The following is a 16,492-nucleotide window of genomic DNA, read 5'->3' as shown; positions in this document are numbered from 1 at the left end:
ATGTTTTTGAATTATGCCACAGATTTTAATGATTAAAATGATTTTTTTTCGCCACGAATTCCACAAATTTTCACAAATCGTTGTGTAAAAATTAATTCGTGAAAATTCGTGTAATTCGTTGCTTAAAACTGTATTATAATTATTTCAATGTATTACGAAATCATATTTTTTAAATCTTCAATAGAGTTGGCTTCTTCTATTTTTTTGTCTTGCCTCCATCTCAAAATTCTTGGAAACCTTGTCGCGATTCCGCTTTTATGTCTTTTCGAAAGGGAAATTCCTTCGAAACCAATTTCAAAAACCAATTGCGGCGTTACGCTTCGAACTGGACCAAAACGTTCTAAAGTATTCTTCTTTATAAAATCATCTACTTTTCTAAATTCGGCATCCGTTAAACCGGAATACGCTTTTGCGAAAGTGACGAGTTCTTTTTCTCCATTTTCATTGTTTTGCCAAAGCGCAAAAGTATAATCTGTAAATAAATTAGAACGTCGTCCGTGTCCGCGCATGGCGTATGTGAGAACGGCATCGATTACCAAAGGTTCGATTTTCCATTTCCACCAATCACCTTTTTTTCTTCCAACTTGGTACGGCGAATTGTTGCGTTTTATCATCAAACCTTCGCTCTTCATTTCGCGGGCGCGCTCTCTTTCCTTTGCTACATCTTCCCAAGAAGTTAAAGCAACCCGTTTTGAAAGTTGAAAAGAAGTCGTGTAATCTTTTATTTCTTCATATAAATCTTCCAATAATTTTCTTCTTTCTATATACGGTAAATTTCGAATATCTTTTCCTTCCCATTCTAAAATATCATAGGCTTTTAGAATAACCGGAACTTTTTCAAGCAAATTTGCCGATATGGTTTTACGTCCAATTCGGGCTTGTAGATCATTAAATGTTCCGATTTCCTTTTCGGGAAAAGCTAAAATCTCAGCATCGATTACGGTTCCGTTTGGAATAAGTCCAACAAAAGATTTAAATTCAGGATATTTATCGGTAACCAACTCCTCACCTCTTGACCAAACGTAAATTTCTTCATCGCGAATAATGGTTTGCGAACGAATTCCGTCCCATTTATGTTCAATCGACCAATCTTCGGGATTTCCTAAATCTTCGATTTCACCTTCAATTGGATATGCGAGATAAAAAGGATATGGTTTTGATAAATAATCGGAACTTTTTTCATCCAAAATCAATTCCTGAAATGTAATGGTATTCGGATTCCAATTCCCCATTAATTTATACGCCAGCGCATCTTCATCAACATCTTCTGCTTTTGATAAAGCTCTTGTCATTAATTTTTGGCTTACGCCGATTCTAAAACTTCCCGTAATTAATTTAGTAAAAACGAAACGTTCGTAATAATTTAGCGCCACCCAATTTTCATGCAGATATTCTTTTTTCTCAGAATCCGTTTTCTTTTTTAAGGCGATGATTTCCTGTAGAAATTCGGTTAAACTTTTATCGGAATGTTCTTTTGTTGTTGGAATTATCAAAGCAATCGTTTCGGCCAAATCGCCGACAATATGGTAACTTTCTTCAAAAAGCCATAGCGGAATATTCGCCAGTTCATTTGCCCAAAGTCGGAGTAAAGTAGTATTAACCGGTCTTGCCGGACGACGGTGCGAAAGAATGGCAATGGTCCATACTTTATCTTCCGGCGACGCATTTTTAAAATACGTCGTCAGTGCTTCGACCTTTACGTTCGTTTTATTTGAACTGTCCAGCGTTTTTATAAGTTGGGCGAAATTTTTCATCTACATTTAATTTTCAGAAATAATCGAAGTTTCATTTTGATCTACTTCTTTTTCATCTTTTTCCATTTCAGCAATTTCTCCTTCATATTGTGTTTTTTCGGTTCTGGCGTCGTATCCTAATTCTCTTAAATATTTGGCAAAAATATCGGTATAACCATGTGTGCAGATTACGCGTTCTGCGCCCGTTGCTTTTACGCTTTCTAATAAAGAATGCCAGTCGCAATGATCGCTTAACACAAAACCTTTGTCTATGGCACGTCGACGTCTTGCTCCTCGAAATGCCATCCATCCGCTTGCTGAACCCGTTACAAAAGGCGTCATTTTTCTAATCCATGTACTTCCGTGCGCGCTTGGCGGCGCGAGAACAATATTTCCTAATAAGGCTTCTCTTTTAGTTTCTCTGGTAATTAATTCAGTTGGAGGAAAATAAACCATCGGACGTAAAACATTTGTCATGTTTTCTATTGCGCCGTGGGTGTATATTTTTCCAATATCGGTATCTAAATATTTTAAAAGTCTTTGTGCTTTTCCTAAAGAATATCCAAAGAGAATCGAAGTTCTGCCTTCGGCTTTATTCTCTGCCCACCAATTATTGATTTCTGTAATAACTTCGGCTTGCGGCGCCCAGTTAAAGGCGGGTAATCCGAAAGTACATTCGGTTATAAAAGTGTCGCATTTTACGACTTCATACGGCGTAGAAATTCCGTCGTCTTCCGTTTTATAATCTCCGGTAAAAACCCAAACTTCGCCTTTATGTTCCACACGAACTTGAGAACTGCCTATAATATGTCCGGCAGGATGAAGGGAAAATTTCACATTATTGATTACAAAGGTTTCTCCCCATTCTTTTCCGGTTACATTTATTTCTCCCAATCGATGTTTAATGATTGGAATATTGGTGTGATGTGTAATATAATTTTGATTTCCCCATCGCGAATGATCGGCATGCCCGTGCGTAATAATTGCATTTTTTACAGGTCGCCACGGATCGAGATAAACATCGGCCTGTTGGCAGTAAATTCCATTATCATTAAAAACTAAAAGAGGGATTTTCATAGCACTTCATTTAAAAACTTTCTTTTCAGAAGTAACTCAAATTTAAACGTTTATACAAAAATTCGTTTTACAACTTCACGGGATTAGTTTATTAAATTACAACTTTTTAATATTGTATTGTGATATAATCAAATTATCATTTGTACTTTTGTATAAAATTAAACAATTCGTAAATTTTAAAACAATTTATCCCATGTTAAAAGGATTCTTTCATGTACCAAAAGCGGTAAACGAGCCTGTAAAAAGCTACGCACCGAACTCACCAGAAAAAGCAGCTGTTCAAGCAGCTTACACCACAATGTGGAATTCTCAAATTGACGTTCCATTACACATTGGAAGCGAAGAAATTAGAACTGGAAACACAAGAAATATTACAGCTCCTCATGATCACAAACACATCGTTGGGAAATATCATTTAGCTGAAAAACAACATATTGAAAAAGCAATTGCAAATGCTCTTGAATCAAGAAAAGCATGGGCAAATATGGCATGGGAACAACGTGCTGCTATTTTCTTAAAAGCTGCTGAATTAATTGCTGGTCCTTACAGAGCACGCATTAATGCAGCAACAATGATTGGTCAATCTAAAAATATTCACCAAGCAGAAATTGACGCTTCTTGCGAATTAATTGACTTTTTACGTTACAATGTTGAGTTTATGACTCAAATCTACAACGATCAGCCAAAATCAGATTCTACTGTTTGGAACCGTTTAGAGTACAGACCTCTTGAAGGTTTTGTTTACGCAATTACTCCTTTTAACTTTACTGCGATTGCTGCAAATCTTCCTGCAAGTGCTGCAATGATGGGTAACGTTGTGGTTTGGAAACCAAGCGACAGCCAAGTATTTTCTACAAAAATTATTCTTGATGTTTTCAAAGAAGCTGGAGTTCCTGATGGCGTTATCAACGTTGTTTTTGGAGATGCTTTGATGATTACAGATACTGTATTAGCTAGCCGTGATTTTGCTGGTGTTCACTTTACAGGTTCAACTCACGTATTTAAAGATATCTGGGCTAAAATTGGAGCAAACATTCACAATTATAAAACATACCCAAGAATCGTTGGTGAAACTGGTGGTAAAGATTTTATCATTGCACACCCAAGCGCAAATGTAAAACAAGTAGTTACAGGTATTACTCGTGGAGCTTTTGAATTCCAAGGTCAAAAATGTTCTGCTGCATCTAGAGCTTATATCCCACAAAGTTTATGGCCAGCTGTAAAAGAACAATTGATTACTGATGTAAAATCTATGAAAATGGGTTCTCCAGAAGATTTTGGAAACTTTATTACTGCGGTTATTCACGAAGGTTCTTTTGACAAATTAGCTAGTTATATTGACCAAGCTAAAAAAGATGCTGACGCTGAAATTATCATTGGTGGAAATTACGACAAATCAGTTGGATACTTTATTGAGCCAACAGTTATTGTAACTACAAACCCAAAATATACTACAATGGAAACTGAGTTATTTGGACCAGTTATCACAATTTATGTTTACGAAGACGCTAAATGGGAAGAGACTTTGGAATTAGTTGATACTACTTCTGAATATGCTTTAACTGGAGCGGTTTTCAGCCAAGATCGTTATGCTATTGAAGTAGCGACTACGAAATTGCAAAATGCAGCCGGTAACTTCTACATTAATGACAAACCAACCGGAGCAGTTGTAGGAATGCAGCCTTTTGGTGGTGCCAGAGCTTCTGGAACTAACGACAAAGCAGGTTCTGCATTGAACTTATTGCGTTGGGCTTCTCCAAGAACAATCAAAGAAACGTTTGTAACTCCAGAAGATTACAGATATCCTTTCTTAGGTTAATTTTTGTTTCAAGTTTCACAGGTTTCAAGTTTTGATACCTGTTCACATAAAAAAGCCGAATCTTTTTCAAGATTCGGCTTTTTGTTTTTATTCTTTAAATGATATGAAGATACTTCTGATAATAATAAAAATTAAGCTTTAAGTACTTGTGAGTCTTACACATAGGACAAGTTTTGAAAAATGTAGTACTTTTCTTATTTAATTAAAAATCAACTAGTTAACCATCTAAAAAACCGTATTTTATTATTTTAAAAACTTCTTGTTCCATTCTAAAAAAATACATGATTTTAAATTTGTCCCTGTAAAAAATTACAATTTATACAAGATAAACAAATAAAAAAATATGAGAAATTTAAACAATGTACCTGCCATAATTTTAGAAGCAAAAAGTATTGGACATCCAATTAATTTTAAATGGACAAAAAAGAAAATAGATCAGCTTTTAGATCCTATTGAAGGAAACGATGCATTAGAAAGTGTATTAATGCAAATTAACCACAAAGCGTCTGTAGGTTTAACTGCTGCTTTATTAGAATGGGTTTACTGGCGTTTTACAGGTTATACTCAATTTACTATAGACACGCAAAAACGTATTGAAGCACTTTGGTGCTCGATTAACGATCGTGAGCAGACAAATCCTTTATTATTTGATTGTGACCTTGACATACCTGCTAATGGTTTAGTAAACGGGGCTTTATGGATTGCTTTAATGAATGTGAGAATGGTCGATGTAAAATACAGAAAAGGTTCTTACCTGCTTCAAAGCGAACTTGTAGGTTTGGCATTATTGGCCCGACACGTAACTCCAAAAAAGAAAACATTTGATAAGTGGTTCGAGAAAACAATTGCCGAATTAATTCGTTTATATCCTTGTCAATACAGTTATGATAATCTTGATGAAACTGATGAAGCAGTTTACGACTCATCAAACGAGCCCGTTTTATGCAGAGAATTATTTTTTGATGCTGAGTTTAAATACTCTGTCGAAGCATCAGAAAATGCCATTCATAACTTTATTGATAATTTAGACATAAAAGCAAATCCTTTTCTGGATTTTTCCAGGAAAGCATCTTAGTAGTAAAAACTATTAATTCAAAAAATAACCCGCCAAGAGTTTCTTACGGGTTATTTACTTTATAGCTATACTTAAGGTTTAAATTTTAAAGGAAGATGAACCACTTTTTTAGTTTCAAAAAATTCGTCATCAAATATTGCTGTTAAATCATACAAAGTCGCACTTGGAAAATCTTTTAATTCTTCGGCCAGGTCACCGCCTTTTAAATATAAAATTCCATTTTTTAAAGTATGCTTATGCTGTTTTTTAATTTTATCTTTTATCCACGAAACAAAATCCGGCATATTAGTTACGGCGCGGCTTACAATAAAATCGAAATCCCCTTTTACCAATTCAGCACGTTTTTGTTCTGCTTTTACGTTCTTTAATTCTAATGCATCAACAACACCCTGAACTACTTTTATTTTTTTGGCAATAACATCAATTAAGTAAAAACGCGTTTCCGGAAAAAGAATCGCTAATGGAATTCCGGGAAAACCGCCGCCTGTTCCAACATCCAGAACTGTAGCTCCTGGTTCGAACTTCATGATTTTAGCAATTCCTAAAGAATGCAAAATGTGTTTTGTATATAAGGAATCAATGTCTTTACGCGAAATCACATTGATTTTTTCATTCCAATCGTGGTATAAAAAGTCTAATTTTTGAAATTGTTCTATTTGAAGATCGGTCAAATCAGGAAAATATTTCAATATCTCATCCATTGCAGTAAATTTTTAACAAAAGTACTACTTTACGATTGAAATATTTAACTCAATTTTGCAAATTGAGAATTTATAATAATTACCTTTGAAAACTATTTAAAACAATTATGAATAACACTGCTCCAACTTTTGCAAGGCAAGACAATCTGAAGTTTTTCAGAACACTTAACTCACGGGTAAACAATTACTTTAAGGAGAACAACATTCAGAAAACTGGAAACTGGAAGTTACACTTAAAAGCCGTTATTCTATTCGCAGTTTTTTTAACTCCTTATTTTTTAATCCTTACGTTAAATATGCCTTTTTGGGTAATGCTGCTTTTATCAATCGTCATTGGCGTTGGAATGGCTGGCGTTGGAATGAACGTAATGCACGATGGAAATCACGGTTCATACTCTAATAAAAGCTGGATTAATAAATTCATGGGCGGAACCATTTATGTTCTGGCCGGAAACGTTTACAACTGGCAGGTTCAGCACAATGTGCTTCACCATACTTATACCAATATTCCGGGACACGACGAAGATTTAGATGCCGGAAGAATTATCCGTTTTACAGAACATGCAGAATGGCATAGTTTTCACCGTTTTCAACATTATTACTCTGTTTTCTTATACGGTTTATTGACTTTCAATTGGGCAATTACTACCGATTTTAAGCAAATGAGAAATTATCTGAAAAGAAAATTATCTTACGGAGAGCCTAAAAGCCCAAAAATTCTTTGGACAACATTAATTATTACAAAAGTAATCTACATTTCAATCTGGATTGTTTTACCAATACTTATTGGAATTACCTGGTGGAAAGTACTTCTAGGATTTTTTGTAATGCACTACACAGCCGGATTAATCTTAAGTGTTGTATTTCAATTAGCACACGTTGTAGATCACACTACAAATCCATCTCCAAATGAATTAGGAGAAATGGACAATACATGGGCAGTTCATCAACTGTATACCACAACTAATTTTGCACCAAAAAATGCAATTGTAAACTGGTACACAGGCGGATTAAACCACCAAATCGAACATCATATTTTTCCAAATATCAGTCACATTCACTATGGTAAAATTGCAAAAATCGTAAAGGAAACCGCAAAAGAATGTAATTTACCGTATTACGAATACAAAACAATGCGAAGTGCTATTGCAGCTCACTTTAAACATTTGCGTGACTTAGGAATGAAACCTGAATTATCTGTTTAAACTAAAAAAAATCTATTAATAATTAACCATCCTTAAATAGCGCAACAATTAAGGACATTCAAAATTTTTATAATGAACCATATTCTTTCGGACAGAATCAACAATCTTGCGACTTCGCAGACATTGGCAATGGCAGCTTTAGCTCGCGAATTAAAAGCACAAGGAAAAGACATTATCAGTTTAAGTTTAGGTGAACCAGATTTTAATACACCTGACTTTATTAAAGAAGCTGCAAAAAAAGCAATTGATGATAATTACAGCACATATTCTCCTGTTGATGGATATCAGGATTTAAAAGAAGCTATCTGCAGAAAATTCAAAAGAGACAATGATTTAGAGTACAAACCATCTCAAATCGTAGTTTCTACAGGAGCAAAACAATCTTTATACAACATTGCACAAGTAATGTTAAATGATGGTGACGAAGTTATTTTACCAGCACCATACTGGGTTTCTTATTTCGAAATTGTAAAACTTTCTGGCGGAGTTCCGGTTGAAGTTCCAACTTCTGTTGAAACAGATTTTAAAATTACTCCAGAACAATTAGAAGCTGCAATCACGCCAAAAACAAAAATGATGTGGTTCTCTTCTCCATGTAATCCTTCAGGATCTGTTTACAGCAGAGAAGAATTAACAGCGCTTGCAAAAGTTTTAGAAAAACACCCAAATATTTACGTAGTTGCAGATGAGATTTATGAGCACATCAATTTCTCAGGAACTTTCTGCAGTATTGGTTCAATTCCGGGAATGTTAGAAAAAACAATTACTGTAAACGGAGTTGCAAAAGCATTTGCAATGACAGGATACAGAATTGGATATATTGGAGCTCCTGAATTTATCGCAAAGGCGTGTACAAAAATTCAAGGACAAGTGACTTCTGGTGCAAATTCTGTTGCACAAAGAGCTACAATTACTGCAGTAGATGCCGATCCAAGCGTATTAAACGAAATGGTTCAAGCTTTCCACGGTCGTAGAGACTTAGTTGTGGGATTGTTAAAAGAAATCCCGGGAGTAAAAATCAACGTTCCAGAAGGTGCATTTTATGTATTCCCAGACGTTTCTTCTTTCTTCGGAAAAACATTAAAAGGAACTGAAATTAAAGATGCAAACGACGTTTCAATGTATCTTTTGGCAGAAGCAAATGTTGCAACAGTAACTGGAGACGCTTTCGGAAATCCAAACTGTATCCGTTTCTCTTACGCAACAAGCAACGATATTTTAAAAGAAGCATTACGCAGAATCAAAGAAGCTTTGACTGTATAATTAGCTATAATATAAAGTAAAAAGGGTGTTTTAAAAACACCCTTTTTTTGTTTAGTCAATTAAAAGAGCTGCAATATCTTTTGTAATTGAAGTTGGAGAATTACATTCGCAATTACTCAAACCAACCACATAAACCTGTTCTGTTGGCTCATAAACTCCCATAGATTTAAAACCGAAAATACTTCCGCCATGTTCACGGATTATTTTGTTTTTCACCTTTTCTAAATGCCAGCCGTATCCATAATCAATATTCGTCCCGTTATTTAGCTTATAATTCGTAAAAGCTTTTTCTGTATAAGCCAGATTTAATAATGCATTGGTATTTATTGCATTTTGCCATTTCAGCAAATCATCTACAGTAGACATTATCGAACCAGAAGCATACGGAATAGAAAAACTAATATAATTTGTATTTACATAACCATTCTTGTCACGATAACCAGAAACCCTGTTTTTAATAATTTTATCATGGCTTGCATAATAACTGTTTTCCATTCCTATTTTCTTAAAAATATTTTGGGTTATGAATTCTTCATAAGTTTTTCCAGACACCATTTCGATAATATATCCCAAAAGCACATAGCCTGAATTGCAGTATTTATATTGTTCGCCAGGTTTAAAATCAACAGGTTCATTCTTAAAAAAATCTATCAATTCTTTAGGCGATAAATCCCGTCTTGCAATATCTTTAATTGATTTCATACTCGTAAAATCTTTAATTCCCGAAGTATGCGTCAGCAAATGATGCAGTGTTATCACATTTCCATTCGTTGGATAATCAGGAATAAACTTCGTAATTTCATCATCAAGCTTCAATTTTCCCTCTTCAGCAAGCATTAAAACAGAAACAGCCGTAAATTGTTTCGTCATCGAACCAATTTCAAAAACAAATTCAGGTTTCATTTTAATATTCATTTCTAAATCAGCCATTCCAAAAGCTTTTCTATACATTACTTTCCCTTTCTTAACTGCAAGAAAAACAGCTCCGGGATTTTCAGGTTTAAACTTTGAAGTAATTAAACTATCTATTTTAGTTTCTAAATTCTGAGCCGACAAACCCGAACAAGCTATTATAAATAGAACAATAAACGATTTTAAGATTGTTTTCATTTTGTGATGATTTAGTTTGATTGATAAAGCTTTGACGGCATGAATCAACTAAAGGTTACAAAAAACAAGTTTCTATATTTTTTGGGCGTGCCCCTCCGGGTCGGGCTATCCGTTACAAGTCCTCGCACTTCCTTCGTCAGGCTTTGGGCTTTTCACTACTATCCCTCACGCAAAACGGAAACGACACAATTCATTTTCAAAAGAAAAAATCAGCTGAATCTGCTAAATCTGCGAGAACAAAAAAATAAACTTTCAAAATTCCCATTCCACAATATTGTAAAACCATGCACATAATCCTGTAAAACATAAGACTTTAGAAATCGCCAACTTTGTAATGTATTAATTTAAAAACTATTAGTCATGATACATACAGATGAAACCACAAAAGAAACAGTTAAAACTTTAGAAGGATTAATTTCAATTCTTGAAGATGGAAAACTAGGATATACAAACGCCGCAGAACATGTTGAGAATTTAGCCATTAAAGCTGATTTTCTGGAATATGCCCGAGAAAGAGCTTTATTTATTGTAGAATTACAAGACGAAATCAACAAACTTGGAAAATCGACAGATACTTCCGGCGGAGGTCCATTAGGAGCTTTACACCGTACGTGGATTGATATCAAATCATCTTTCACTGGCGGAGATACTGAAGCCATTATAAATGCCTGTATTACCGGAGAAGAAGCCGCTATTGAAAAATACAAAAAAGCACTTGAAGATAATGAATTAGAACACAGTCAGGTTTTCATTGTTTCAAAACAATTAAACAGTATTCAAAATACTTTATCGCAAATTAAAATGAAAGCGAACTAATTATTATTGACACTTTTATTTTAGGAAAACTATCTGGTTTAAATAATCAGATAGTTTTTTTGTTTTTATCATCAATTTGAAATAAAAATCTTACTTTTGGCGCATCATTTAAAAAAAAACTCAAAAATCGTTTTATGACCTTAAATCTGCGTTGTTTTATTGCTATTATTTTTACTGTATTATTTTCATCTTATTCAAAAGCCCAAACAACGGGTAAATTTATTAAAGCATCTATAGGTTTTGGATCAAGTACATCACATTATGAAGAAAAAAATCCTGAAATCATTGATGGTTTTGGTTTTTATACACAAGGAGAATATGTAATGGGTATAACAAAATGGTTTAGCGTAAGACCTTATTTAGGAGCTATTTTTACCTCAACAGACGAAGATAAAATTAAAAATCCACAAGGTTATAAAGTAGAAACTAATGCCTTTTTTCTTGGAACCAAAGTACGTCTTTGCGCTCCAATTCCTTGGGTTGCTCCTTTTGTTGAAACTGGTGTTGGAGCTTCAATAGGTTCTTTTGAAACTTATACCGAATCTGTCAATGAGAAAAAAAATGGAGTTATAGCACATATTCCTATTGGCTTTGGACTTGCAATTGGTCGAAAAAACAATATAGAACTTGGAGTTTCATTCTATTCAAATTTATCTGCTCAACAATCTTTCGGAGGTTTTACCGCTGGATATTCTTTTCCACTAGATTAAAATCTAATTAATCATCATTCCATATTAAGTTAACAAATTCAAAAAAATCCCTTCATCATTAGCAAACTCAAATAATTTATAAGACCTTTGCACACTTTTTTTCGGGAATACCACAAAAGTCTAAAGTTTTAGAAATGAAGAAGAAAATCGAAATATTAGCTCCTGCTAAGGATTTAATTGGAGGAATCGCAGCCATAAACAGTGGTGCTGATGCAGTATATATTGGTGCGCCTCAATTTGGCGCACGTTCTAATGCAAACAACTCTATTGAAGATGTCGCTGCTTTAGTACAATATGCGCATTTATTTAATGCTCAAGTTTTTGTTGTTATGAATACCATTTTGTACGACAACGAACTTGAAACTTGTCGTTCAATGATCTGGGAATTATATGAGATTGGTGTCGACGCCCTGATTATTCAGGATATGGCGATTATGGAAATGGAGCTTCCTCCTATCGTACTTCACGCAAGCACGCAAGCCAATAATCGTGATGCCGATAAAATTAAATTCCTTAAAGATGCCGGAATTAAACGTGTTGTTTTAGCACGCGAATTAAACCTGCATCAAATTAAAACGATTTACGATCACGCAGATGTTGAATTAGAATTTTTCGTAACTGGAGCTTTATGCGTTTCTTTTAGCGGAAACTGTTATATGAGTGTGGCAAACGGAGAACGCAGCGCCAACCGTGGTTCTTGCGCACAAAACTGCCGTTTACCTTATAACTTAATCGACGGAAACGGAGAAACTTTAATAAAAAACAGCCACTTACTTTCGATAAAAGATTTAGATATTTCAGATCAAATCCCAAATTTGATCGAAGCCGGAATCGTTTCCTTTAAAATTGAAGGCCGATTGAAAGATGTTGTTTATGTAAAAAACAACGTTTCTTATTTACGCCAAAAACTTGACAGTTATTTAGAAGGTGAAGGAAGCGAAAAATACATGAAAGCTTCTTCTGGAACTTGTACGTATACTTTTGATTCTTCTTTAAGCAGAACCTTCAACCGTGGTTATACGGATTATTTCGTAAACGAAAGACACAGCTCAATTGGTTCTTGGGAAAGCCCAAAATCAAAAGGTCAATATATTGGTAAATTAATTAGAACTGTTGGAAACGCTTACGAAATCGAAAACGGTGAATTATTAAACAACGGTGACGGACTTTGTTTCATAAACGAAAATAACGAAGCGGACGGAATCTACGTAAACAAAGCCGAAAACGGTAAAATTTACCCGAACGTTTTAAAAGAAGTAAAAGATGGAACTTTCATCTATAGAAATAACGACGCCGCTTTCATCAAAATTGTAGAAAGAGAAGATAGTGCTGTTCGTAAATTAAGCACCACTTTATTACTGACTGAAACTGAAAATGGTTTCGAATTAATCGCAACCGACGAAGATGGAAACGTAAGCATTGTTAATTTAGAACATGCAAAAGAGCAGACAAAAACTGGCGAATCAATCGAAGAAAATATCAAAACACAATTAGCAAAAACAGGTTTTACACCTTATACTGCTAATGAAATCAATATTATGTTTTCTCAAAACTGGTTCCTTCCTATTTCAAAAATCAACGAAATGCGAAGAACAGTTTACGATCAATTGACTGAAATTCGTTTGGCAAATTACAAACGTGAAGAACACCAATTGGTAAAAACGTCACATCCGTATCCTGAAACCAAATTAGATTTCATGTACAATGTTTCGAACAAAACGGCTCGTAAATTCTACGAACGTCACGGTGTTACCGAAATCGAAAAAGCATTCGAATTACAATGGGATCCAGGAAAATCTCGTGTAATGACAACAAAATATTGCATCAAATACGAATTAAAAAAATGTCCAATACACCAAAAAGATATTGTTGGTGTAAAGGTAAAAGAACCATTAGTATTGAAACAAGGTGAACTTGAATATAAACTAAAATTCAACTGTAAACCTTGCGAAATGGAAATCTGGGAAAAAGATGCTGAATTTGAAATCGAAGAAGATCATTTTCATTAAAAAAACTTAACCACAAAATTTTTTTTACCGCAAAGAGCGCGAAGAAATACGCAAAGGTTCGCAAAGATTATTTTAAATCTTTGCGAACCTTTTTTATGCTGCTATTTTCCACAATATTGTCATTTCGAGGAACGAGAAATCTCCACAAGTAACTCCGTTCCAATTAGACAATCTTTGTCGAGCTTCTCGCGAAGATTTCTCGTTCCTCGAAATGACAAACTGTATGGATACTTTATCTAAAACTTAAATTAAAATCTCCTGAATCTCCAAAATCTGCGTGAGAATAAATTCCATTTTAATTATCTTTACTCACCAAACAAAATTTAAATGGGATCAAAAAACAACATTCAAAAATACTTCATAATTGCTGGAATTTTTGTGACCGCTTTTTTTCCATTATCAATATTTTCGGATAGTTATTTCATCGATTTATGTATTCAAATATGTGATTTCGGTATTTTTTGGAATCCAATTTTCTGGGGAATTTTATTTCCAATATTCATTATTTTTCTTTTTTGGAATACCGCTAAAAAATTAAGATATTCATTAAACCAAATAACATATTTTCAAGCTTGTTCTCAATTTTCTTTTGGAGTAAGTTCAAAATTAATATTAGCTCTTTTCACACTTTATATAGTCGGATTATTTTTTAATGGAATATCTGTTGCATTGAGAATACAACTTTATGACAAAATTCTATTTTCGATACTAATGATTTTATTCCTATCATTTATATTAATGATTCTAACTTTTATAAGCAGTTTAATTATTGTAAAAGCGAGCCAAAATACCCAAACTTTAAATCAAACAAAATGAAAATACTACTCCTAGGTTCAGGCGAGTTAGGCAAAGAATTTGTCATTGCCGCACAACGAATCGGACAAACCATAATTGCAGTTGATAGTTACGAAAACGCACCAGCAATGCAAGTTGCACACGGTTTTGAAGTCATCAACATGCTTGACGGCGAAGCGCTGGACAGAATCGTAGCCAAACACCAACCTGATTTTATAGTTCCTGAAATAGAAGCCATTCGCACCGAACGTTTTTACGATTACGAAAAACAAGGAATTACCGTTGTTCCTTCAGCGAAAGCGGCAAACTTTACTATGAATCGTAAAGCTATTCGTGATTTAGCAGCAAAAGAATTAGGACTTAAAACAGCAAAATATCAATACGCAACTTCAGCAGAAGAACTGCAAAAAGCCGTTCAGGAAGTTGGAATTCCTTGCGTGGTAAAACCTTTAATGTCTTCATCAGGAAAAGGACAATCGACAATAAAAACAGAAAGTGATATCGAAAAAGCTTGGCAATATGCCGTTGCGGGTTCACGTGGTGATGTTATTGAAGTCATTGTAGAAGCTTTTGTAGATTTTCATTCAGAAATTACGCTTTTAACGATTACCCAAAATAATAATCCAACTTTGTTTTGCGCTCCAATTGGTCACAGACAAGAACGCGGCGATTATCAGGAAAGCTGGCAGCCGGCACAAGTTTCTGAAGCTGATTTATACGAAGCACAGGATATGGCTGAAAAAATCACCGAAGCACTTGGCGGTGCAGGACTTTTTGGTGTTGAATTTTTCCTAACGAAAGAAGGAGTTTATTTTTCTGAACTTTCTCCACGTCCACATGATACCGGAATGGTAACTTTGGTCGGAACCCAGAATTTCAACGAATTTGAATTGCACTTAAGAGCGATTTTAAGCCTGCCAATTTTTGAAATCACTTTGGAAAAAGCTGGAGCAAGTGCCGTAATTTTAGCGTCAGAAGATTCTGCAAATCCTACTTTTACCGGAATCGAAAAAGTTGCTGCTTTACCAAAAACTGATTTCAGGATTTTTGGCAAACCAACTTCAAGACCGTATCGCCGAATGGGAGTTGTTTTAAGCCACGATTCACTCGCAACTCCAATTAATGAAGTAACTGAACGCGCCAAAGAAACGGCAAAACTAATAACTGTAAATTCTTAAAAAATGAAAAAACTTATATTCGTGCTTTTCCTGTTTATCGGAATTGCAGCTCAGGCACAAGACAAGAAGAAATTTGATAAACCAACAATCGTTGAAGCTTCTTGCGGAGAATGTCAATTTGGAATGAAAGGTAAAAGCTGTGATTTAGCGGTTCGTATTGACGGAAAAACCTATTTCGTTGACGGAACTACTATTCACGATCACGGCGATGCACATTCAGAAAAAGGTTTTTGCAATGCAATCAGCAAAGCTTTAGTTACTGGAGAAATCGTAAACAATCGTTTTAAAGCGACTTCATTCACTTTAGTAAACGAAAAATAATGGCATTAATTCTTGAAAATATTGCCAAACATGTTTCTTTGACACCAGAGGAACAAACACTTTTTTTATCTAAACTAGAAACGAATACTTATAAAGCCAAAACAATTTTATTGAATGCGGGCGAAGTTTGCAAACATTCTTATTTTGTAAATTCTGGAATTTTAAGAAGCTTCAATATTAACGATAATATTGTGGAACATGTTTTATCTTTTGCCTGCGAAGGCTGGTGGATGAGTGACATGTACAGTTATTTTTCTCAGAAACCCGGACAGCTTTTTATTGAAGTTCTGGAAGAAGCAGAAGTTGTTTCTTTATCCAAAGAAAATCAGGATCAATTGTTTATTGAGATTCCAAAGTTGGAACGCTTTTTTAGAATTTTAATTGAAAATTCATTAGTCGCTAATCAACAAAGATTAATGGACAATTTAAGTTTACCCGCCGAAGAACGTTTTGAAAAATTCACTAAGAAATACGGAACATTAGTTCACAAAGTTCCTCAAAAACAAATCGCTTCTTTCATTGGCGTAACACCAGAATTCTTCAGCAAAATGAAAGCTCGACTTTTGAAGAAATAAGTTTTTTTTTGCCACAGATTAAAAGGATTTTTTTTCGCCACGAATTACACAAATTCCACGAATTTTATTTTAATTTTTAAAACGATTTAATTCGTGGAATTTGTG

At 34.4% G+C, this 16,492-nt stretch carries 15 protein-coding genes; 11 read left to right on the top strand and 4 right to left on the bottom strand.

Going from position 1 to position 16,492, the window contains the following annotated elements:
* Positions 1 to 152: 152 nt before the first annotated feature.
* Positions 153 to 1,754 (bottom strand): ATP-dependent DNA ligase, encoded by a 1,602-nt coding sequence (locus J2Y38_RS22250; RefSeq protein ID WP_309846982.1) that lies wholly within the window; start codon positions 1,752 to 1,754, stop codon positions 153 to 155.
* A gap of 6 nt (positions 1,755 to 1,760) precedes the next feature.
* Positions 1,761 to 2,810, bottom strand: coding sequence for a ligase-associated DNA damage response exonuclease (locus J2Y38_RS22245; protein ID WP_309846980.1), 1,050 nt, complete (start codon positions 2,808 to 2,810; stop codon positions 1,761 to 1,763).
* Between the two features lie 193 nt (positions 2,811 to 3,003).
* On the opposite strand from J2Y38_RS22245, the gene pruA reads away from it, so the two are divergent.
* Both pruA and J2Y38_RS22235 read left to right on the top strand, forming a co-directional pair.
* Entirely contained in the window at positions 3,004 to 4,629 is a 1,626-nt protein-coding gene (gene pruA, locus J2Y38_RS22240; RefSeq protein WP_309846977.1) for an L-glutamate gamma-semialdehyde dehydrogenase, read from the top strand.
* 343 nt (positions 4,630 to 4,972) lie between these two features.
* Positions 4,973 to 5,704, top strand: a complete 732-nt coding sequence (locus J2Y38_RS22235; protein WP_309846975.1) for a hypothetical protein — start codon at positions 4,973 to 4,975, stop codon at positions 5,702 to 5,704.
* Between the two features lie 71 nt (positions 5,705 to 5,775).
* Here the strand turns inward: J2Y38_RS22235 and rsmG are convergent, their stop codons facing one another.
* Positions 5,776 to 6,405 carry a 16S rRNA (guanine(527)-N(7))-methyltransferase RsmG gene (gene rsmG, locus J2Y38_RS22230; protein WP_309846973.1) on the bottom strand — a complete coding sequence of 210 codons (630 nt, stop codon included), beginning with the start codon at positions 6,403 to 6,405 and terminating at the stop codon, positions 5,776 to 5,778.
* Between the two features lie 107 nt (positions 6,406 to 6,512).
* Between rsmG and J2Y38_RS22225 the strand changes: the two genes are divergently transcribed.
* Together J2Y38_RS22225 and J2Y38_RS22220 are read left to right on the top strand one after the other, a co-directional pair.
* Positions 6,513 to 7,610 (top strand): acyl-CoA desaturase, encoded by a 1,098-nt coding sequence (locus J2Y38_RS22225; RefSeq protein WP_053472042.1) that lies wholly within the window; start codon positions 6,513 to 6,515, stop codon positions 7,608 to 7,610.
* Positions 7,611 to 7,682: 72 nt separating this feature from the next.
* Entirely contained in the window at positions 7,683 to 8,873 is a 1,191-nt protein-coding gene (locus J2Y38_RS22220; RefSeq protein ID WP_053472041.1) for a pyridoxal phosphate-dependent aminotransferase, read from the top strand.
* 51 nt (positions 8,874 to 8,924) lie between these two features.
* Here the strand turns inward: J2Y38_RS22220 and J2Y38_RS22215 are convergent, their stop codons facing one another.
* Positions 8,925 to 9,983 carry a serine hydrolase domain-containing protein gene (locus J2Y38_RS22215; protein WP_309846971.1) on the bottom strand — a complete coding sequence of 353 codons (1,059 nt, stop codon included), beginning with the start codon at positions 9,981 to 9,983 and terminating at the stop codon, positions 8,925 to 8,927.
* A gap of 360 nt (positions 9,984 to 10,343) precedes the next feature.
* Between J2Y38_RS22215 and J2Y38_RS22210 the strand changes: the two genes are divergently transcribed.
* The 7 genes from J2Y38_RS22210 (at position 10,344) to J2Y38_RS22180 (ending at position 16,387) form a co-directional block, all read left to right on the top strand.
* Positions 10,344 to 10,799, top strand: a complete 456-nt coding sequence (locus tag J2Y38_RS22210) for a PA2169 family four-helix-bundle protein (RefSeq protein ID WP_309846969.1) — start codon at positions 10,344 to 10,346, stop codon at positions 10,797 to 10,799.
* Positions 10,800 to 10,933: 134 nt separating this feature from the next.
* Positions 10,934 to 11,509 carry a hypothetical protein gene (locus tag J2Y38_RS22205; RefSeq protein WP_309846967.1) on the top strand — a complete coding sequence of 192 codons (576 nt, stop codon included), beginning with the start codon at positions 10,934 to 10,936 and terminating at the stop codon, positions 11,507 to 11,509.
* 134 nt (positions 11,510 to 11,643) lie between these two features.
* Positions 11,644 to 13,518: a U32 family peptidase gene (locus tag J2Y38_RS22200; protein ID WP_309846964.1), complete on the top strand. Its 1,875-nt coding sequence runs from the start codon at positions 11,644 to 11,646 to the stop codon at positions 13,516 to 13,518.
* A 327-nt stretch (positions 13,519 to 13,845) separates the two neighbouring features.
* Positions 13,846 to 14,334: a hypothetical protein gene (locus J2Y38_RS22195; protein WP_309846962.1), complete on the top strand. Its 489-nt coding sequence runs from the start codon at positions 13,846 to 13,848 to the stop codon at positions 14,332 to 14,334.
* Positions 14,331 to 15,491: a formate-dependent phosphoribosylglycinamide formyltransferase gene (purT, locus tag J2Y38_RS22190; protein ID WP_309846960.1), complete on the top strand. Its 1,161-nt coding sequence runs from the start codon at positions 14,331 to 14,333 to the stop codon at positions 15,489 to 15,491. The genes J2Y38_RS22195 and purT overlap by 4 nt, the downstream gene beginning before the upstream one ends.
* A 3-nt stretch (positions 15,492 to 15,494) precedes the next feature.
* On the top strand, positions 15,495 to 15,812 hold the full coding sequence (locus tag J2Y38_RS22185; RefSeq protein WP_309846958.1) for a DUF6370 family protein: 318 nt from the start codon (positions 15,495 to 15,497) through the stop codon (positions 15,810 to 15,812).
* Entirely contained in the window at positions 15,812 to 16,387 is a 576-nt protein-coding gene (locus tag J2Y38_RS22180; protein WP_056204650.1) for a Crp/Fnr family transcriptional regulator, read from the top strand. The genes J2Y38_RS22185 and J2Y38_RS22180 overlap by 1 nt, the downstream gene beginning before the upstream one ends.
* Positions 16,388 to 16,492 lie beyond the last annotated feature (105 nt).

This window comes from Flavobacterium sp. 2755 (genome assembly GCF_031455715.1).
Lineage (GTDB): Bacteria > Bacteroidota > Bacteroidia > Flavobacteriales > Flavobacteriaceae > Flavobacterium.
This window is presented reverse-complemented; position numbering and strand designations above follow the sequence as displayed.